The 19,706-nt window shown below is 33.7% G+C and carries 16 protein-coding genes and 1 other RNA gene; 5 read left to right on the top strand and 12 right to left on the bottom strand.

Annotated features, from left to right (window positions below; genetic code table 11):
* Nucleotides 1-248: 248 nt before the first annotated feature.
* The 11 genes from cas2 to G581_RS10070 all read right to left on the bottom strand — a co-directional run bounded on the left by cas2 (nt 249) and on the right by G581_RS10070 (nt 14,827).
* On the bottom strand, nt 249-527 hold the full coding sequence (gene cas2 / locus G581_RS0100475) for a CRISPR-associated endonuclease Cas2 (RefSeq protein ID WP_038064452.1): 279 nt from the start codon (nt 525-527) through the stop codon (nt 249-251).
* Entirely contained in the window at nt 518-1,495 is a 978-nt protein-coding gene (gene cas1b, locus G581_RS0100470; protein WP_028844140.1) for a type I-B CRISPR-associated endonuclease Cas1b, read from the bottom strand. The genes cas2 and cas1b overlap by 10 nt, the downstream gene beginning before the upstream one ends.
* 3 nt (nt 1,496-1,498) lie before the next feature.
* Nucleotides 1,499-2,023, bottom strand: coding sequence for a CRISPR-associated protein Cas4 (gene cas4, locus G581_RS0100465; RefSeq protein ID WP_239638999.1), 525 nt, complete (start codon nt 2,021-2,023; stop codon nt 1,499-1,501).
* The gene (locus G581_RS0100460) at nt 2,008-3,072 is read right to left on the bottom strand and encodes an ERCC4 domain-containing protein (protein ID WP_028844138.1); all 1,065 of its coding nucleotides are present in this window, start codon (nt 3,070-3,072) and stop codon (nt 2,008-2,010) included. The genes cas4 and G581_RS0100460 overlap by 16 nt, the downstream gene beginning before the upstream one ends.
* Nucleotides 3,073-3,129: 57 nt before the next feature.
* Nucleotides 3,130-5,322: a CRISPR-associated helicase/endonuclease Cas3 gene (locus G581_RS11445; RefSeq protein ID WP_051178583.1), complete on the bottom strand. Its 2,193-nt coding sequence runs from the start codon at nt 5,320-5,322 to the stop codon at nt 3,130-3,132.
* Between the two features lies 1 nt (nt 5,323).
* The gene (cas5, locus tag G581_RS0100450) at nt 5,324-6,034 is read right to left on the bottom strand and encodes a CRISPR-associated protein Cas5 (protein ID WP_028844137.1); all 711 of its coding nucleotides are present in this window, start codon (nt 6,032-6,034) and stop codon (nt 5,324-5,326) included.
* Nucleotides 6,015-6,935 carry a type I-B CRISPR-associated protein Cas7/Cst2/DevR gene (gene cas7i, locus G581_RS0100445; protein ID WP_028844136.1) on the bottom strand — a complete coding sequence of 307 codons (921 nt, stop codon included), beginning with the start codon at nt 6,933-6,935 and terminating at the stop codon, nt 6,015-6,017. Before cas7i ends, cas5 begins: the two co-directional genes overlap by 20 nt.
* The gene (gene cas8a1 / locus G581_RS0100440) at nt 6,932-8,560 is read right to left on the bottom strand and encodes a type I-B CRISPR-associated protein Cas8b1/Cst1 (protein ID WP_028844135.1); all 1,629 of its coding nucleotides are present in this window, start codon (nt 8,558-8,560) and stop codon (nt 6,932-6,934) included. The genes cas7i and cas8a1 overlap by 4 nt, the downstream gene beginning before the upstream one ends.
* A gap of 47 nt (nt 8,561-8,607) precedes the next feature.
* A complete protein-coding gene (cas6, locus tag G581_RS0100435) occupies nt 8,608-9,399 on the bottom strand; it encodes a CRISPR-associated endoribonuclease Cas6 (RefSeq protein WP_028844134.1) in 792 nt (263 codons plus the stop codon).
* A gap of 94 nt (nt 9,400-9,493) precedes the next feature.
* A complete protein-coding gene (locus G581_RS0100430) occupies nt 9,494-10,720 on the bottom strand; it encodes a type I glyceraldehyde-3-phosphate dehydrogenase (protein ID WP_028844133.1) in 1,227 nt (408 codons plus the stop codon).
* Nucleotides 10,721-10,741: 21 nt separating this feature from the next.
* On the bottom strand, nt 10,742-14,827 hold the full coding sequence (locus G581_RS10070) for a PEP/pyruvate-binding domain-containing protein (RefSeq protein WP_051178581.1): 4,086 nt from the start codon (nt 14,825-14,827) through the stop codon (nt 10,742-10,744).
* Nucleotides 14,828-14,905: 78 nt separating this feature from the next.
* Here G581_RS10070 and purF point away from each other — a divergent pair, with 78 nt between their 5' ends.
* From purF to ssrA, 5 genes are all read left to right on the top strand, one after another.
* Nucleotides 14,906-16,318, top strand: a complete 1,413-nt coding sequence (purF, locus tag G581_RS0100420) for an amidophosphoribosyltransferase (protein WP_028844132.1) — start codon at nt 14,906-14,908, stop codon at nt 16,316-16,318.
* The gene (locus G581_RS0100415; protein ID WP_028844131.1) at nt 16,315-17,445 is read left to right on the top strand and encodes an aminopeptidase; all 1,131 of its coding nucleotides are present in this window, start codon (nt 16,315-16,317) and stop codon (nt 17,443-17,445) included. Before purF ends, G581_RS0100415 begins: the two co-directional genes overlap by 4 nt.
* A gap of 4 nt (nt 17,446-17,449) precedes the next feature.
* The gene (locus G581_RS0100410) at nt 17,450-17,635 is read left to right on the top strand and encodes a hypothetical protein (RefSeq protein ID WP_028844130.1); all 186 of its coding nucleotides are present in this window, start codon (nt 17,450-17,452) and stop codon (nt 17,633-17,635) included.
* A gap of 33 nt (nt 17,636-17,668) precedes the next feature.
* Complete coding sequence (smpB, locus tag G581_RS0100405; protein ID WP_028844129.1) at nt 17,669-18,112, top strand: SsrA-binding protein SmpB; 444 nt, start codon at nt 17,669-17,671, stop codon at nt 18,110-18,112.
* Between the two features lie 10 nt (nt 18,113-18,122).
* Nucleotides 18,123-18,473: a transfer-messenger RNA gene (gene ssrA, locus G581_RS11850) on the top strand.
* A gap of 257 nt (nt 18,474-18,730) precedes the next feature.
* Here the strand turns inward: ssrA and galE are convergent.
* A complete protein-coding gene (galE, locus tag G581_RS0100400) occupies nt 18,731-19,705 on the bottom strand; it encodes a UDP-glucose 4-epimerase GalE (RefSeq protein WP_038064450.1) in 975 nt (324 codons plus the stop codon).
* Between the last annotated feature and the right edge of the window lies 1 nt (nt 19,706).

Genomic DNA, 19,706 nt, shown 5'->3' with positions numbered 1-19,706 from the left:
TCACAATTTATATCCCACATGGTTCAGATGAAACGCCGATCTTCTCAAAGAACTATAATCTTTATTTTAATGCTTCATTTAACAACTATTTTAGGCTATTTTTTAATTTTTGTAAATAGTTTATGCAATTAACTTATTTGCATTGAACCTTTAATTGTGTTTTAATTAATGAAAATTAACTGACTATAATTCATTGATTTTTCAGTAAAAATTCAATTAAGTATCAAAATCCATCTTCGATGCGATTTCTAAAATATGTTCTCTGTTAATTCTTTTTCAATTCCCAGAATTGTTTTTCGGTAATTTAGTCTGTTTTCGAGAGTGTAAAAATAAATTGAGTCAACTTGTTTATCTATGACTTTTTCAAGTTCAATTCGGCATTTTAAAAACTTTCCTTCTGTAATATCTCCTTCAAAAACAGAATTCTGCACCCACATGAAATACTTTTTTAAAATTTTTCTTACTTTATTCACTCTTTCTTCGCCAACATCATAAGTAACGATTAAATAGGGCACAATCACCACCATGCTTTAAATGGTTTATATAGCTCATCATTTATCAGATGTTTTATAAGTTTATAACATTCAAATCTTATCAGACTTCTATAAGACACATGTCGTTTTAATTTTCTATGTTTTATAGTAGTGGCAAGTTTTTGGTCAAACTCTTTGATGAATTTTTTTCTTCCTGTATTATTTAGATAACAGTAATTGACATCTTCTTCAAAATCTTCTATTTTGAGCATGTTATTGTTTACCAACTTAAAAATAATTGTATCTGCGATTAGAGGTTTAAAGATTTCTGCAATATCGAGGCTTAAAGAGTATCTTCTTTGTCTGGGCTCGTGAAGATAACTTATGGTTGGATTGAGCTGTGTGTGATAAATCTCAGAAAGCACTGTGGAATAAATCATGCTGTTTGCAAAAGAAATTAAAGCATTTATTGGGTTTGTTGGGGGTCTTTTTTGTCTTTTGTCTATAAAAAATTCTGGCTTCAGTATCACATTGAAAGCTTCATAATATATATCTCTCGCTCTTCCTTCACATCCCATTAACTCGTTAATTGTATTAGTTTCTAATGCTTTTATCATTTCAGTTCTTATTTTTTCCTGAAAATTCTCTGTATTTTTATATTCTCTTAAATTTCTCAGAATGTGAAATGTGGCACCTTCTACAAAAGAATATGCGAGGTAGAATCTTTTTTCATTATCAAGGTAATATTCTACTTGTTTCACAAGGAGTTCTCCAGAAACATTTCTATCCCTCGGCATGAAACTTCCTGAATAAAAACCATAATAATTATAAAAATGCACAATTTTATTTTGCTGGGCAAGGAAATTGAGTAGTTTTGTATTTAGATCAACCTCTCCGAAGACATGTATGGTATCAATATCCTCAATAGGTATAGCCCTTTTTTCGCCCTGTTCATTTTCGATATACACGGTATTTTCTTTACGTCTTATCCTGCCATTTGAGAATATGTAGTAGTTTCTCATCTTTTATCCAAAGCAGAATTCATAATATGCACACTTTGTGCAGTAAGGTTTTTTTTGCAACTCAGGCGGCTTATCCATGCCTACAATCTCCTTCACCCGCACCAGTGCTGCCTCAACCTCTCTTGCACCATCATCTGTCAAGATTATCTCTTCCCGCTTCCTCATCTTTGGATAGTTTATAATGCCCTTTTTTTCTATTCCGAGCTGCTTCAGGTAATAGAGATAATAGAGCAATTGAATCCTGTCTGCATTATACATCCTGTTGCTATATTTCACTTCCCGTATTTCGTTATTACCGACAATATCTATATTTATAAGGTTATCAATCATCATATCCCTCTTCTCTTCCCTTGGATATGAATCTTCTCCGAGCAGCTTTCCTATCAAGACCTTATCAGACGTAGACTCCATCTGGATGCCTCTGTCAAAAAGCCATAGCTTCCGTTCGCAGACATAAAGGTAATTGACCTTAATTCCAGTAGTTTTTAAAGATTGAAAATTAATTATATCAATTATATCTTCTGCCAATAGCTCTTCTTTCCTTTGCCATATTTTTCAATAACACCCTCTTTTCTGAGATCATTAATCACCTTTTTGATGGTTGTGTATGGTGTATCTGGAAACAGTTGTTCTATCATAGAAAGTGTAAACTCTGGTGGCAGGTTGTTGATAATTTTCTTTTTTATCTCAAAATAAGCATCTCTTCTTGTCTTTGAAGATGCATCGTATTTTTCTATTATTTCCGAAATTGTTTCATTAGGAAGATCATTTTCATGAGCGTTTATGGCATCAAAAAATCTATAAGTCCATTCATTTGCAAGCTTGCGATTTCCAGTAAACACTATGGTAATGTCTGGATGCAAGGCATACAGCTCACCAATTGCCTTCGCCGCGAATGAAGGATTATAAAATTTCAACTTAGAAAGATTTAAAAAATCTGAATAATTTGCTTCAATAACAAGAGCTGAATACTTATATGTTGAAAGTTCCCCAAGCTGTTGATGAAATATTGCCATCCTACCAAATTCTGCGAGAAGATTCTCAAAGGTCTTTCTCTCGACCACAGCAAGAATTCTGTCATGTACCTTTAAAGCATAGTCTCCTACAGGCAGTTTAGCTTTCTCAATACTATCTTTAGGAAATCGCCAGGGATATCTTTCATTTGTATCAATTATTACGTGAACCATGCCTTTATGATAAGTTGAGAGTTTAACTCTGGGCTTTCTTTCTGTTAGTCCTCTTTGAGTCCTCCAGAATATTTGTTCGTATTCTCCTTCTCTGGTTTTATACTTCTTTTTCAGGAATAAAAAATCGCATCTTTTGTTTATAGATCTATCAAGGACAATAGCGAGCCTTTTACCAAAACGCTTTAGGGAAATGACGGGAACTCTCTCAATTTCTTTCACAGGTGGTTCAAGTTCATGATTTTCTTCTCTGATACAGAAGATATTGCCTTTTTGTCCAGGCCATTTATCCTGCACTCTGAGAGCAAGTAACAACTTATCTCCCTGTCTGATAGTCAGACGATAAGGAAATTTCTCGCTATTGACGGATTCAAGAATGTAAAGGGTTGTCATATCTATCAATTACTCTCCTCATAAAAAAATTCAACAGATACTACAGAAGCTGTGCATTCATAAGACTAATACACCTTCTCCTTCTTTGTCTGTCAGCTCAAGCCCCTTCTCATAAGAATATGTTACATCGTTCATTATCATTATATTATTTCTCCTGCAATATTCCGAATCTGCAACCGGAGATAAACATTTAGGATGATTAAATATTTGAACAGGAGCGGTGAATTCCTTCAATTTACTTTTTGCCTGAATGCGTTGCATTTTTTCAACGTTTTTACTGTCAATATCTTTTAACAATGCGGTTATTTCTCTTTCATTTTTTTCATACACAGGGCGCGGGATAACGCAATAATTAAAAAAAATGTTTCTGAAAAGGTCTTCGGCCTCAACCCTTGAACTCGCTCTGAGGCCCAATTCAAGCAATTCCTTATTCCGTCTGTATTTTTCATAATATTTTGTTTTCTCAATATCCTTGAAAACCATAACTATTGCATTTTGTTTGGTCGTCTCGTCCATAATCCTACCGTTATAGTCAGCCAAAAGCAGGGAATAGGTTCTGTCAAGCAGTTCCCTATCATAAACCCGTGTATGTTCAGTTTTAAAAATATAGATATTTGGTTCATTGTCCTCATATTCTTTGTTTCTTTTTCTCCAGCAGCGCCCAAATCGCTGGAGTAGGCTGTCTATAGGAGAACATTCTGTAAATAAGACATCAAAATCTAAATCAAGACTTGCTTCCACAACTTGTGTTGCAATCCAGATTGCAGGTGGATGTGTGGGATCATTAATAGCCATTATTCCAAACTTGTTGCTCTCTTTCTTCCTTCTATCTTTTAAAATAAACCTTGAATGTATCAATAAGGGGCTAAGATCCAGTAAGACCTCATGCATCTCTTGGGCCCTTTTGACAGTGTTGCAAACAATCAATACCTTTTTACCTGCTTGAAATTCTTTTTCGATCAGTGTTAATGAAGAATCGTTATGAATATATTCATTATACACCGCTATCTTATGTCTTTTTGTTGGTGGAAGCTCTTGTTCAGGAAATTCTATATCCTGAAATCCTTTCAATTCATCTTTTATAAAAGGTGGGAGCGTTGCAGTCATTAAAAGGAATTTACCCCCAACCCTATGTATTTCGCTAAGAAAAACCATTATTGCTGCTATAGAGTCTGGAGAGAAGCTCTGTATCTCATCGACTACTATTTTTGAATAAGATGCAGTCAGATAAGGCAATTCAAATCCATTATATTTAAAGACTGCTGGAACAAGCTGGTCAGCAGTTGCAATGGTTATTGGAGCGCAGAACTTTCTTGCCGTTTCTATCCTTTCAATATAGCTTTCATCTGCCTCGTTATTTTCAAGCATATAGCTGATCTCTCCATGCAAAAGGCTAACGTTGTTTCCAAAAATATCTTTAAATCTCCTATACATCTCATTTACAGCTGTCTTCAGTCCCAGAAGATAAAATGCCTTCTCTCCATTTATCCAGTTCATAGAATACTCTGTCTTTCCTGAACCAGTTGCTGCAATTAAGATGACATTCTTATCTCTAAGCCTTTTTGCCTCGTGTTGGAACGGTTTAAGCTGCCAACCCTGTTGAGATACCCAATTATTGAAATCCAGTTCATAGTTACCATCATAGTTTTTCTCAGGTTCGATATCAGCAGAGGCTGTGTAATCGCATTTATGTAAAATTCCTTTTAAAAAGACTAATAGTTCGAAATAATTTTTAAAGTTTGTTTGAGATTCTATCTTTTGTTTTATATCCTTATTTATGTCATAGTCAGAATTCAAGGGATAGCTTATCCCGAGTTTGTATTTATTTTTTTCAAGGTCATGACGGATTGTCATTTCAAGGGCCTTTTTATCAAAAGGCTTTGTCCTTGAATGATGAAATGCAATGCAGTATTGGACGAGGTCCGCAAAGAAAACACCATCTGTGCTAAATGTATGAAAATATCTTTTGTCTTCTTTTGAGAGAAACGCTATGGATAACCATTCATGAGGGATTTCGTCAAAACCTTTTAACTCTTGAATTATGACCTTTGAGGATAATCCAAGCTTGTTCTGAAATTTATGGTTTAGTTTGCCGAGGTCATGGTAATAAAGGATCTTTTTAATAATTTCATCATATTTTTGGATCTTTTCTCTATCAAGAAATTTTTTCAGCTTTTCATAATTTTCAAGCAATTTTCTATTATGTTCTTCAATAGTTTCAGCGGGATTTGATTTAGCGTAAACAGCCATTTTAGATTGAGAGAAAACTTACCAAGTACCCATCTTTATCAAGAATAATGTCTGAATACTCGATTTTATTGCCTTTTGCAATATAAACAACGTCAACATATTTGAATATCCTCTTATCGCTAAATGAACTGACAGGTTCATAATAAAACGGTAGTCTGTAATATGTCCCTTCTAACCTTCCACTTTTGCAAATCTCTGGTCTGAGATATATGTTATATAAAAGCCTATATTCATCATTAGAGGGGAAAATATCTACAAGCCCTGTGTCTTCAATGTCCACACGGGCAATATCCTCGTTTCTACCCAAAATAACTGTCTTCTGTTTTACAGCCTCAAGGAGTTTTTCATTTAAGTCTTCTTCATCAAAAGAAATATGGAGAAGAAGTTGCATATCCACAATTTCATCAACAAACATAATGCCATGCGTGGCAGTTTTATTAGAATTTCCGACCACAACATCATAGGGATTGTTTGGTCTTGAGGCTCTGTCTCTATCAAACTTATAGACCTTCTGCATATTTGTTACAACAGATTCATAATTGCCTTGTATGGATATTCTGAGATTATGGTATTTGTCCAGATCAAGCAGAGCATGAACCATGCCTTTAACCATAGAAGGGGTAGGAAGCGGATATGTCTGAACATAGCCATAGCTTAGCTCTCTCCTATAATTAACAAAATTCTGGTAAAGTTTAACCCTTACTGTTCTCATGTTGGATACCATAAAAATTGTCAATTTTATTTTTAAGTTTTTCAAAAAATTCTTCTATAGAAAATTTTTCAGAGTGATTTATTTTTATATCCTCAATATTCGAAAACTCACCATTAAGATAACCCAACATCGTCTGGTCTTCAACAGATTTTTGCAAAGTCTTAATAGCAAGGGTATCATTAATGAGCTTTTCATTGAGCAGAACCGTATCTTTTGTAAATGAAAGTTTTATCCTATTGTAAAAGAAGGGATTTCCAACATCATAAAGTCCACCCAAAACAAATAATGGAGAAAGGTTTTCTCTCTTGCCTCTAATGTCTCTATTGAGGAGTTTAATTACATTGAGTAGATTTTTAACCCTTTCAGCCCTTTCATGATTAGAAAGTTCAATTTTGTCAATTGGATCAATCCCTATTTCATCAAGATTACAGGTTATCGTATAAGAGTAATAAGAACGGTGAATCTCTGCCTGAAAGATATCATTGCCAACATTATTGGGTATTCTATCTGCGAGTCCCTTGTTTGTTCCAAATTCTAATTCGTTATAGAAAGGCTCAAGACTGACAGCATCTGTAAGTCTGACCACAGCCTTTCTAATTTTATTACTGTCTTTAGTTTTCATATAACCAAAAAAATCTATTTCTGGAAAATCTTGAATCGTCGCCCCCGTCGCAAATTGGATAACACCTGCGTCTTTATTCACTTCTGCGAGGTTATATCCATACATTTCCTTAAGCATCCTAACAATATCATATCTTAAAGCCTGTCTGCTTATATACGAGTAGTTTTTACCTTCTGTAGTAACCTTTTTAAGTGTCAGAATATTCCCCACCCCTTCACCATAATTTAAGTTTGACGCCTTAAAAACTACTGCAAGATGTAGATATTTGTTTTCATTCATACCAAATCCTCCTCATTTAAATTATCTTCACTTTCCTTTATCCCTTTACTCATCAGCCCATTCACAAATGAGTAGCCAAACTGTAAAAAGCAATCTTTGTCAAGCATTTCTTCCTTTCCAAATAGATTCGGCAGACTATGAGACATTATTGCTCTGATGTATTTGTCAAGGAACTTTTCTCTATCTGCTATCTTCAGATCATTTAGAAAACCATAAACCAATCCGTTGATTTGATTTTCTTTGTCTTTTTTTAATAGTTCATTACGAAGGCTAATACCACTTTTAAATCCTTTACTTATTATTTTTTCGCTTTTTCCCATCGTTTCACCTCTCATCATTTGAATATATCCAAATACAAATTTTATTATTTTATTTAGATTATATTTGGCTAAATATTTGTCTGCATTCAATGAATAAGCAAAATAGCTATTCAGAACTGAATAATCAATCTGTCTTTGAATTGCAAGCTTTAAGATCTCTTCCTCAATGTTGTAGTGGGTATTCCTTATTACATAGGATCCTTTTGGAATACTGTTTGCTTTAAACTGCGAATCAAGAAATTCAGCTAAATCAAGACTGATATTGTAATTGTAGATATTATAGCCTTTTGAGCTTTGCCCTGCCAGTATGGGATTGTCAGCAATCTCTATAAAATTGATATTCTCTATAATACTCTTTATTTGTTTTGCTACTATATGTTCTACAGTCTGTTTAATCATTGAATATAGTGGATTGCTGCTATCTTGAATATTATCAAGCATAAGATTAAATTTCGTGACTGTCTCGAATAATGTTTTTACTTCTGTATCTTCGTTTGGAAAGTAGAAATAATTCAGATAATTTCCTTCAACCTTCTTAAGAACATAGACAAAAGATACAAAGGCACAGTTATAGATAATTGCACATAATGGGCATATCTTCAGTTTTGATGCCTTAAACCCCCATATCCAGTTGGCATTATCCTTGTTGAAACCAATAATATTGGACACAGCATTATTAAATTCATATTCTGCCTTTCTTTCCTGACAGGATATACAAAGGTCGTTATTTTTGGGCTTCTTTAGTAGATTCGTATTCTTAATTTTATTTATATACTCTGAGATGCTGTCATGTGAACAAACACCTTTAAATCTCCATTCTACAAAACCATTCAGTGATTCCTTGCCTTTATCAGTGCTACTCAATATATTATAAATCTCTTCTTTAGGCAAAGATTCTATTATAGTTTTGGTATTTTCAAGATTGTAAAGAAAATCTTCCACAGTCTGATATCCTTCTATTGGAATATCCAGCAATTTAAGAAAATCTTTATATGGTGGCTTTTCAATCTCTTCAATTTTTTTAGCAATCTTTTCTGTTGTAATCTTTGACTTGCTGTCAGTTAATTCTTTATAGACTTTTTGTATCCTCTGGAGATACGCCTGGATATTAAAAAATTTTAGAAATCCATATTTGATAAACTTATCTTCAAAACTATCAAAAATCTCGTTATCAAACTCAATGTAGTTTTCACCAACTGTCAATGATGGAAGACTATAGATTTCTTTACCATCAGCTGCAATCGTTAAAAATCCTATTATTCCAGCATTAAAATACCAATCTCTCAAATAAAGTTTATGTTTCATGATATTTATTTTTTTTCTTCTCTTCTTATAAATTAATTTTCAATCCTTTACACCACATCCACCATGCCAAATCCCTGACCTGTTCTCAAGCCTATGCCCATTTGATAAAGGAGAGATAAATCTTCTTTATCTCCTGTTACTCTGAAACAGCCTTCAAAGCATGTAAGCATCATATAAGGTTTTCCTGTTTGCTGTCTGAACCCGCTTAGTGTGTGTTTTACTACGGACTTTTTTATCTGAAGAGGTTCAAACTTTAGAAGTCTTGAAAGTCCCTTTTTACGGATATCTTTGAAAATTCGATCATGAATTGCATTAAGATGAAAATTAAAACTCTCGAGGTTATTTTTGAATGGTAAAACAGGTTTTTCTTGCTCATCTTCAATTAAGATTGGAGAGATTGTTTTAAAAATAACTTCATCATGATCAATCTTTTTCTCTCTGATTAAAGATGTTCGATTATATTCAAGGGTTATACCATTTCCAAAATTAAAAGTTTTTTCTTCAATAAGGCCGTTATAAAGATTAATTATAAATTCGTAATCAATAGAGCTTATTAAAAAAGAAATATAAGAGTTATGGGGAAAATAAAAAACTATATCCTCAACTGCTGTCTTTTCATCTATGAATATTTTTTCTTTAACAGATTTTCTTTGAGGAGGCATTAAAATCCCGAATGTAAAGGGCTTTACTTTTTTTGAATGGGAAAAACCTTGATCTGGATAAAGAATTTTTTTGTATTCAGGACTCTGTTTTGAAAGTATCTCTTTTATCAGAGCCATAAATCTCTGTCTGTAAAGTATTGGAAGTTTGTCAGTTTTAAAAAAAACTTTAAATCTCACTCATATATCCATTTAAATTAACATCTACTCCTATGTAAGACTTTACATTAAATTATATTGTATGATTTGTCAAGTCTTTTTTATGTCTAATTTATTAATAGACATCCTCTGCAACTTTTACTGTAAGGTCACCGAGCATGTTTGTGTAGCTGCCGAGTTCATTGTCATACCAGCCATATATCACAGCCTGAGTTACAGGAATCTGTAATTTATCAGTAATAGGAGAGCCGATGTTACACATTTTTGATATATCCAGTGTAATCATTGCAGTTCTTGTATGTGTTTCACTTCCTTCAATTATGGCAGCAGGACCGAAAAAGCCAATTATATCAGTTGAAACTTTCTGATCATCAGTGAAAAGAAGATAACCTCTTGTCTGTCTTTCAGCAGAATCCCTGTAAATTTTATTGATCAAATCTCCATCAATGATATTGCTTTCTTCATCTTTGAAAGCCAACACAAGTATTATCAATGAACCTGTTACAACAGGAACTCTAACTGACTGCGCGATAAAACCAATGTTTTTCATTTCAGGTAAGACAAGTGCAAGTGTTTTTGCTGCTCCTGTGCTTGTAAGAATTATATTATTCATTGCAGAGCGAATTTTTCTCAGATCCTTTGCATCGGTTTTTGGAACTCTATCAAGTACTTGCTGAGATGATGTAACAGCATGAACTGTTGCCATTGAGACGCTCAGTATTCTTTCCGCTCCAAAGTAATCAAGGAGTGGCTTCATCATGTGTGCCAGACATGTTGTTGTGCATGATGCTCCTGAAATAATGAGATGTTTTTTACTGTCATACATCTCCTCATTTATCCCCATAATTACTGTTACTGAATCATCTGGAATATCTTTTGCTTTATCTTTTATTTTAAATGGTGCACTGATTATTACCTTGTAAGCTCCTGAATCAAGATGTCCTCTTGCAGAGCCTTCTTTTACATCAGAAGGCAGTGTTGGATTAAGAAATTTGCCTGTTGTATCTACAACAAGTCTGGCTCCATACCTGCCCCATCCTATGTCTTTAGGGTTTCTGTATTCTGTAAGAATTTTTACAGGAATTCCGTCAATAACAATTGTGGAGTTTGATTCATCAATTTTTTCCACAACGGTTTTTGAACGATAGCCATAAAGATAGTTATGTAGCCTTCCATATGTGGAGTCATGTTCAATATAAAAAGCTACATCCTGTAGAGATTTGCCAACTTTTCTGCCAAGATTAACAATAATTTCAGAAAAATGCTTTCTTCCAATGTGATGCCAGAGTGTAAGCTTGCCAATTCTTCCCAGACCATTAATTCCAAGAATAGATTTGGTCATTTTTTAACCCTCCTTTTTAGTTTAAAAATATTCAGATGAGAGATAAATTGTTTGTGTTGGATGCTTTCCAAGATAAACCATACCATTTCTTCCATCGATACTTATCAGATCGCCCTTTTTGAGTATTCTCTTGCCAATTCTGCATTTTTTTTCATGCTGGTAAACTATCATTTTTGAAAAGCCAACAACACAGGTTTTACCAAGTTTTGTTGCAATTATTGATGCATGAGATGTAGAACCTCCTCTGGCAGTCAGAATGCCATCTGCAGAGGCAATATGAACTATATCATCAGGAACAGTATCAGCCCTTACAAGGATGACAGGTATTTCAGGTTCCTTAAGTTTAAATTCTTTTATATCCTCCACGTCAAATACCAATCTCCCAGATATCGCACCACCGCTTACCCCGATTCCTGTCCCAAGCCTGCTTTTATTCAAAATTTCAGTAGGAACAAAAACTGTCATAAGCTCTCTTTTAGCATAACTCATTTCCCTTGTCTGAAGAATATATAAATTATCTTTTCCTCTTCCTTCAAAAGTGAATTCAATTTCCTGATGATCCCATCTCTCTTTATAAATCAGTTTTTCTACAATTTCTATTAAAGCTGCATAGATTTCAGGGAATGTTTCTTCAAGTGATTTTTCATTGATTCGACCTTCAATATTTTTTTGTTCTATTGAAACAGGATATGTTTTCACCAATCCTGAAACAATATCTTCACCTTGCGCTCCTGTGGTGTAATCCCCCCACAGTATAAGTCTGTCAAGAGACTCTTTTGGATTTCGTGTAAATAAGACTCCCGAACCTGAATTCGTATCAAAATTACCAAATACCATCTTCTGAACCACAACCGCTGTTCCCCAATCTTCAGAGATTCCTAGAATTTCCCTATAAGACTTTGCTTTTTTTGAATACCATGAATTGAAAACTTGTGAAATTGATATGTCAAGCTGAATCCACGGATCCTCTTCTATATAGATACCTTTAGATAAAATAAATTCTTTATATGTCGTCGCAACTTCTTTCATCTGAGATGCAACAAACTGAATTTTAAAATCTGTCTTATATTTTTTCTTAAATTCATTTATAATATTGTCAAATTCATCTCTGTCAAGTCCAAAAGACATTCCCCAGCACTGTAAAAATCTTCTGTAACTGTCCCAGACAAACCATGGTTTTCCAGTCTGTTTTATAAGTCCATCTATAATTTTTTCATTAATTCCAACATTTAAAAAAGAATTCATCATTCCAGGCATTGAAATAGCTCCTCCGCTTCTTACAGATACAAGTAAAGGATTAGCCGGATCTCCGAAAGTTTTTTTTGTAATATTTTCCAGTCTTTTTAAGGCTAAATGAATCTCTTTGTTTAAATGTTCTTTTACAGGTTCAAAATTATTGATTGCTTCTCTGCACCTGAAAACTTCAGCAGTTAAAATGAATCCGGGAGGCACAGAAATTCCTTTATGAACAAGTTTTATCAGATTATGCCCTTTATTGCCAAGATGGATTCTATCATTGATTTCCTCTTTTGGATAATAAATATCACATATAATCTTCTTGGGGTCATATGTCATAAGAAGGTCAAGGTCTTTATATTCAAGTTTTTCTGCCTGATTGTATGATGCGTTAATAACTCTGCTGATAAGTCTATCAAGCTGGCTTAGACCCGGATATTGAGCAACCGTATCTCTTAAAAATTTTTCTGATAGAGTACTTATGGGTTCAAACTTATCAAGCTCTCTATTATTCAGATTTTGTGAAATTTTTATTATTATTTTTTTAAGCCATTTCTTGTATGGCGCTGTGCAATATATATTTACCATATCACTTATTGACTCAGCAAAATTTCTGAAAATATCCATATATTGAGAGAATGTGAATCTTCTTATCTCCAATGCTACCGACAGCATCGCAAGAGTATTTATATATTTTTGTGAGGAAATTCCATTAAGTTCAAGAATTTTACCAAAAAGTTTAAGATATTTTTCTATTCTAAAAAGAGTTGCTCTTGTAATGAAGCTGAGGTCTATTGGTTGCTCAATTTCATCAAGAAAACTGTTAAGCAAACTCTCAAGTCTTAAAAATACAGAAAGTGCATTAAATTTTCTTTCACTGTATCTTCCTGATACAGAAGGAATTCCTGCAACAATATGCCTCTTGTGAGTTATATCTTCAAAAGCATCATATTTTTCAGATGAAGTCATGATACTTTTCAACTTTTCAAGATAAGATATAATTGACTCAATTTTTCTAAATAGAGAGTTTTCAGATAAAGCCTCAATTACCGGTGTTGCATCTGGTAATCCGAGATAAAGAGCCTCTTTTAAAAGAGTTTCGACTTCTTTGCAGTCTGTTTTATATTTTGCATACAACAACTGGTAAAGCCTTACTGTTAAAATCGCTTTGGTTTTGGCTGTATCTGAGACAGGAATCAAGTTTATCTCATTCATTATTGTATCCATTGGAGTTGAAAGGATGGTTTCAACAGAACCAAATTTCTCAGAATCTGAAAGTTTTTTAAATATATATCCAAGCTCTTTCAGATGTTCATTAACTAAATTAAGATCTTTTAAAACCTCATCAGGTACATATTTTTCAAGAACTTTTCTGTCAGCAGTAATCCAGAATTCTACTGTTTTTTTAATTAAATCAATTATCAGAGGACTGCTTTCAACATGAATCTGCTTTCTTATAAAATGTACAAGAGTATCTTTTCTTTTAAACATTTCATCAACTTGGGTTGAAACCATTCGTAACTCGCCTTCTGCATTTATTTCGTTAAAATAAACAGGAATTTTCTTTAAGAGCAGTTTTACTAGATAAAATATCGGAGCAATATCAGCATTGAGAAGTTTTGTTATTTCTCTCTGGAAAAGGTCTGTATCCTTTATATGAACTCCTCCAAAAAATAGATAAATACAGAGTGCTGCTATCAATTCTTTTGTATCCAATGGGCTTTTAGAAATTAAATTAAACCATAGCCTTAAGTTATTTATATGATAGCGATTAACATTTATAGTGTAATTTTCAGAAAATCCTTTAAATTGAGGGGTATGAAACCCTGATAATATCAAGTGCTCAAGATAATAATCTAAAATTTCTTTATTTTTTATTTTATAAATAGCATTTCCAATGTCCTCCAGTGAAAATATCACAGCATCAGGAAGTCTATAGAAAAATTTTTCAAATTGAAGAAATACTGTATCAAGAATTAAAAAAAAGTTTTTATTATTTATTTGCTGTGAATGAATCAAAAAATTTTTTATTGCTCGTCCGAGTTCTCTTATTGAAAACTCATGAATTTCTTTTAACTGTTCTGTATCAAGTATCCAGCACAGATATTGAAGATGTGTCAATAAATTAATCCATAAGTCACCGGAATCTAAGAAATTTTTTGGAAGTTCTCTGAATTTATTTAAAATTTCAGTTTCAGAAGGAATAGTTAATAGTTTGTCAAGATCATAGACTTTGGGAATTTCATCAGCCATTTTTTCAATTTCTTGAAATAGGGATTCACAGGCTGAATTTATAAAAACAATTCCATCAATGAAAAATTTTCTAAAATACTCATCAGGTCGTAAAATTGAAAGAAATTGTGAATAAAGTCTCTGCAGATATTTCTGGTAAAGCTTTGTAAAGGAGTTGATTAACTGCGGATCATTAATTTGTTTTTTTTGCAATAGTTTGCTGATGTTTTTTAGAAGCCCGAGATAGGATAAATAATTATCAAGCTCAATGAAATAAAAATATTTCAAAGTATCTGAAATAATGTTTCTGAAAAGATAGTTTTTTACTGCCTCGTCTTCTTCAAGAAGTTTTATAATAATTTTCAAGACAGCTCTTAAGAAAACTTCTTTATCTTCAGTTTGCTCAAATCCCTCAATTAAGTAATTAATCAAAAAGCAAGTTGCGTCATATCCCTGCGGATGTTTTAAATAATAGTCTGCATATTTTGTATAGTGCGTTTCTATTTCTTGTGCTATGGTTGGTGTGTGAGATGAGGATTTTAACTTTTCAGCTAAATCAAGAGCATTTTTCAAAATTCCAGGATAGGCAGAAAAAATATTCATTATTTTTTCAACTTCTTTCCATATAACCTGTTTCATTCGTAATTTAATTATATCAAAAATTTATAGTAATCATAAGATTTCGTATGTTAAAATTTAATAAAGGTTTTTACATAAATGAACGAAAATAATCTCTTTTTCGATATTCATGAAGAGTGTGGAATTTTTGGTATCTTTGGCCACCCTGAAGCTGCCAATCTTACCTATCTCGGACTTTACGCTCTTCAGCATAGGGGACAGGAGGGAGCTGGAATTTGTTCATCAGATGGCTCAAGACTTTATCTTGAGAAATCCCTCGGTCTTGTTGCTGAAATATTCAATGAAAAGGTTTTAAAGAATCTACCAGGACACATTGCAATAGGGCATAACCGGTACTCAACTACAGGTTCAAGCAGTCTTGAAAATGTTCAGCCATTGATGGCTACCTATTCTCTTGGCAGTATTGCAATTGCTCATAATGGAAATCTTATAGACATAGAAAGATTGAGAGGTAAACTTGAAAAGGATGGAGCAATATTTCAGACTACCTCAGATAGTGAAATAATTTTACATCTTATTGCAAGGGCAAGAGATGGTGGAGTTCATGAACGAGTTGCCAATGCTATAAGGCAGGTATCAGGAGCATTTTCGATACTTTTAATGTCTGAAACAGAATTAATAGCTCTCAGAGATCCTTATGGTATCAGGCCTCTGTCATTGGGGCAACTGAATGACAGTTATATAGTGGCATCCGAGACATGTGCTTTTGACTTAATTGGAGCAACATATATAAGAGATGTTGAACCTGGAGAAATGCTAATTATAAATGAGGGTGGTATAAAATCTTTAAAAATTTTCAATTCATATAAAAAGGCTCACTGCGTATTTGAATTTATTTATTTTGCGAGACCTGACAGCTATATTTTTGATCATATATGTGTAAATACTGTTAGAAAAGAGCTTGGTAGACAACTGGCAAGAGAGCATCCGGTTGATGCTGATATAGTCATTCCTGTTCCTGATTCTGGAGTGCCGGCAGCACTTGGATATGCTGAGCAAAGTGGTATTCCTTTTGAATTCGGTTTAATAAGAAATCATTATGTTGGCAGGACCTTTATAGAACCAAAACAGAGTATACGACACTTTGGTGTTAAGATTAAGCTTAATCCTGTACGAGAAATTCTGAAAGGGAAAAAAGTGATAGTTATAGATGATTCAATTGTAAGAGGAACCACATCAAAAAAAATTGTCAAAATGATAAGAGAACTTGGAGAAGCAAAAGAAGTTCATATGAGAATAAGTTCTCCACCCGCAATTGGTCCATGTTTTTATGGTATAGACACTCCAACAAGGCAGGAACTAATTGCATCATCTCATAAAGTTGAAGAGATAAGAAAATATATCACAGCAGATTCGCTCGGTTACTTAAGCATAGAAGGATTGAAAAAAATAATTCCCAGCTCAACCAACTACTGTATGGCATGCTTTAACAGTAAGTATCCAATAGAGTTTGAATCTAAAAAAGTAAGTCAGATAGAACTATTTTCATGAATCTTGAGCCCATTATAAACATTTATCAAATCAACCTTAAAGTTAAATCTTACGAGAAGGTATTAATTTTTACTGACACTATCAGAGAGGATGAAAATTTAACTGTTGAGGAAAGACACAGAAGGCATTCTTTAGTTGCAATAGCTAGAACAATCAGAGAAATTGGGAAAGACTTATGTAAAGAAATCCTGTACGCAGAATATCCATCTCTTGGATCTCCAGGTATTGAACCGCCTGAAGCAATCTGGAAGATTGCTTTTGGCGATAAAACAATTAAAAACCTTAAGAAAACAAAGCTATTTCATAAACTTCTTTCTAAAAATATCTCTTCTCAGGAAATTCTTCTTATAAAAGAGATTGTGAAACAGCATTGTAACGAAGCTGTTAATGTTGTCATTGCTCTTTCTAATTTTTCAACAAGTCATACAAACTTCAGGGACATCTTAACTAAATTTTGTGGAACAAGGTATGCAAGTATGCCACTTTTTGACCTTTCAATGCTTGATGGATCAATGACCGCAGACTGGAAGACAGTCAAGCATAGAGCATTAAAGGTCAAACAAATTCTTGATAGAGGAATAAAAATTAAAATAAAAACTCCAAATGGTACGGAGATTGAGATACTTAGAGGAAAGAGGAAAATCTATATTGACTCAGGCATTCTAACAAGAAGAGGCTCTTTTGGTAATCTTCCGGCAGGTGAAGTATTTTTTGCTCCATTAGAAGGTTCAGCAAAAGGAAAACTTGTTATTGAATGGGCACCAACGAGAAAACTTAAATCCCCCCTGATTTTAAAAGTTGAAAAAGGAGAAGTTATCTCAATTGAAGGTAATGAACCATATAAAAAAGAGCTTGAGGCTATTTTAAATAAACGACAGGAAAACAGAAACATCGCAGAGCTTGGTATTGGAATGAATGATAAAGCCATTAGACCCGATAACATTCTTGAGTCAGAAAAAATTCTTGGGACAATTCATATCGCACTTGGTGATAACTCTTCCTTTGGTGGAAGAGTCAGAACCCTCATGCATCAGGATTTTATCTTCTTTAATCCTGATTTATATGCTGTTACTGAAGAAGGGGAAAAAATTAAAATCTTACAAACAGGACAACTTATGGTATCATAAAACTATGAAAGCTATTGTTGAAATTGAATTTAAAGACTTACCTGTAGAAAAAATTCAGGCAATACTTGTCGATATATTACAGGTATTAAAAACTTCTGAATACCTTGATGATGCAAGATTTCAAATACATACACCTAATGGAGTAGTTACAGAAAAATGCCTCTTTCAGGGAACTAAGATAGTTGCCTGAAGAAGAAATTCTCTGCTGTAAGCAGACCAGATCATGAAAATAGTCTGTCAGAATAGAAAAGCTTATGCTGATTATAATATTGAAGAAACTATTGAAGCAGGAATAGTCCTAACTGGAACAGAAGTTAAATCTCTTAGGGAAGGTAAGGCAAATTTAAAAGACAGTTACGTAATAATCAAAGATGACGAAGCCTGGTTGCTTAATTGTCATATAAGCCCTTACAGTCATGGAAATATTTACAACCACGATCCATTAAGAACACGCAAACTTCTTCTTCACAGAAAAGAGATTGAGAGACTTAAGGGAAAAATTCAGCAACAGGGTTACACACTCGTTCCTTTAAAACTTTATTTTAAAGGACCTTATGTTAAAGTTGAAGTTGCTCTTGCCCGTGGTAGAAAGACTTACGAAAAAAGAGATATAATAAAAAAGAAAGAAGCTCAAAGAGAGATTGAGCGTGCACTTAAAAACAATTGATCTTTTACAAGGGGGCGAAAGGACTCGACGGAGGTAGTGAGGGCTAAGTTGCATGCCGTGGTTCTCACCGCCACGTAAAAAAGGTGGGAAACACACAACTGCCAACAACGAATTGGCACTCGCTGCTTAATTAAAAGTAGCCGTCTTCTCAAGCTTTGTTCTGAGACTTGAGAAAGATGTCATAAATCAGAGCTAATCTTAAGTGTATAACCCGGCACTTAAGAGAAATTTAAGGGTTGTAGGGTTTTAGAAAGCCTGTTGGAGGGCGAGCTGAAACCCGAAGCTTAAAACTCCAACTAAGCATGTAGATGCTTAGAAGTAGCACCTTCGGACGCGGGTTCGACTCCCGCCGCCTCCACCAATTAAGGTTATCTACCACAATCCATCATAGTCTATTACTGCTTATAAAATCAAATAAAATCCTTAAAAATCAATAAGTTTTATCTTATATGTAATTTCATTTTTTGGTAACAGGTACATAGAAGACATAAAAAGAACAGACATCATTGACCATTTAAAGGGTATAAAGAAGGCAGGGTTGTCAAACGCAGCTCGTAAAGTAAAAATAATCCGTCGTGGAATTTTTTATTTTATACAGACAAAGGGATCCATTTTAATTTATCTTTTCTTTTCCCATTCCCATGCTGTTTTTATTATGAATTCAAGATCATTATATCGTGGTTGCCAATTAAGTTTCTTTTTGATTTTGCTGCAATCAGCAATTAACTGAGGTGGATCTCCTGGTCTTCTGTCTGACTCAATAACCTTAAAATCAATTCCTGTAACTTTTTTTGCCACAGAGATCACTTCTTTTACGGAATATCCGTGTCCATATCCGCAGTTAAAAACATCACTTTCTCCATTATTTAAAAGACTATTAAGAGCAACTATGTGAGCTTCAGCAAGATCAGATACATGGATATAATCTCTTATACATGTTCCATCAGGTGTTTGATAGTCTGTTCCATAAATTTCAAGATATGGGAACTCACCCTTCGCTGTTTTTAATGCTCGAGTTATCAGATGGGTAGATTCTCTATATGCCTGCCCCAGCTTTCCTTCTGGATCTGCTCCAGCTACATTAAAATATCTCAAGGAAGTATATTTTAAACCATAAGCATTTGATATATCCTGAATTATCAGTTCTGTCATCATTTTGGACCTTCCATAGGGATTTATCGGATTTAAAGGTGCATCTTCTGTGACAGGAACAATTTCTGGAATTCCATATACTGCTGCTGTAGAAGAGAAAATAAAGTTTTTTATATTCAGTTCTGATAGGATTTTAAGCAAATTTAAACTGTTTTCAGTGTTGTTTTTATAATATTTGATAGGATTTTGAAGGCTTTCAGGAACTATTATTGATGCCGCAAAATGAATTACCGCATGCGGATTGAAACTACTGATGATTTCTTTTACTGTTACAGTGTCAGCTAGGTCAACAACTTTTAATTCTCCAGATAAAACAGCCCATTTATTCCCATTTGATAGATTATCAATAGTGAGAATATGATATCCAAGCTTACCAAGCCTTTTTACACAATGACTCCCAATATATCCAGCTCCACCTGTAACAATCACTCTCTGTGCCATA

The organism is Thermodesulfovibrio thiophilus DSM 17215, assembly GCF_000423865.1.
In the GTDB taxonomy this organism is placed as follows: Bacteria; Nitrospirota; Thermodesulfovibrionia; order Thermodesulfovibrionales; family Thermodesulfovibrionaceae; genus Thermodesulfovibrio; species Thermodesulfovibrio thiophilus.
The sequence above is the reverse complement of the archived record's forward strand: the minus strand, read 5'-3'. Positions and strand labels throughout refer to the sequence as shown.

Bases quoted from the DNA above. Each gene is read 5' to 3' on its own strand.
- G581_RS11445 (WP_051178583.1), bottom strand. From the start codon at position 5,322: ATGGCTGTTTACGCTAAATCAAATCCCGCTGAAACTATTGAAGAACAT.
- cas2 (WP_038064452.1), bottom strand. From the start codon at position 527: ATGGTGGTGATTGTGCCCTATTTAATCGTTACTTATGATGTTGGCGAA.
- purF (WP_028844132.1), top strand. From the start codon at position 14,906: ATGAACGAAAATAATCTCTTTTTCGATATTCATGAAGAGTGTGGAATT.
- cas1b (WP_028844140.1), bottom strand. From the start codon at position 1,495: ATGAGAAACTACTACATATTCTCAAATGGCAGGATAAGACGTAAAGAA.
- cas7i (WP_028844136.1), bottom strand. From the start codon at position 6,935: ATGAATGAAAACAAATATCTACATCTTGCAGTAGTTTTTAAGGCGTCA.
- cas8a1 (WP_028844135.1), bottom strand. From the start codon at position 8,560: ATGAAACATAAACTTTATTTGAGAGATTGGTATTTTAATGCTGGAATA.
- galE (WP_038064450.1), bottom strand. From the start codon at position 19,705: ATGGCACAGAGAGTGATTGTTACAGGTGGAGCTGGATATATTGGGAGT.
- G581_RS0100410 (WP_028844130.1), top strand. From the start codon at position 17,450: ATGAAAGCTATTGTTGAAATTGAATTTAAAGACTTACCTGTAGAAAAA.
- smpB (WP_028844129.1), top strand. From the start codon at position 17,669: ATGAAAATAGTCTGTCAGAATAGAAAAGCTTATGCTGATTATAATATT.
- G581_RS0100430 (WP_028844133.1), bottom strand. From the start codon at position 10,720: ATGACCAAATCTATTCTTGGAATTAATGGTCTGGGAAGAATTGGCAAG.
- cas5 (WP_028844137.1), bottom strand. From the start codon at position 6,034: ATGAGAACAGTAAGGGTTAAACTTTACCAGAATTTTGTTAATTATAGG.
- G581_RS0100460 (WP_028844138.1), bottom strand. From the start codon at position 3,072: ATGACAACCCTTTACATTCTTGAATCCGTCAATAGCGAGAAATTTCCT.
- G581_RS0100415 (WP_028844131.1), top strand. From the start codon at position 16,315: ATGAATCTTGAGCCCATTATAAACATTTATCAAATCAACCTTAAAGTT.
- G581_RS10070 (WP_051178581.1), bottom strand. From the start codon at position 14,827: ATGAAACAGGTTATATGGAAAGAAGTTGAAAAAATAATGAATATTTTT.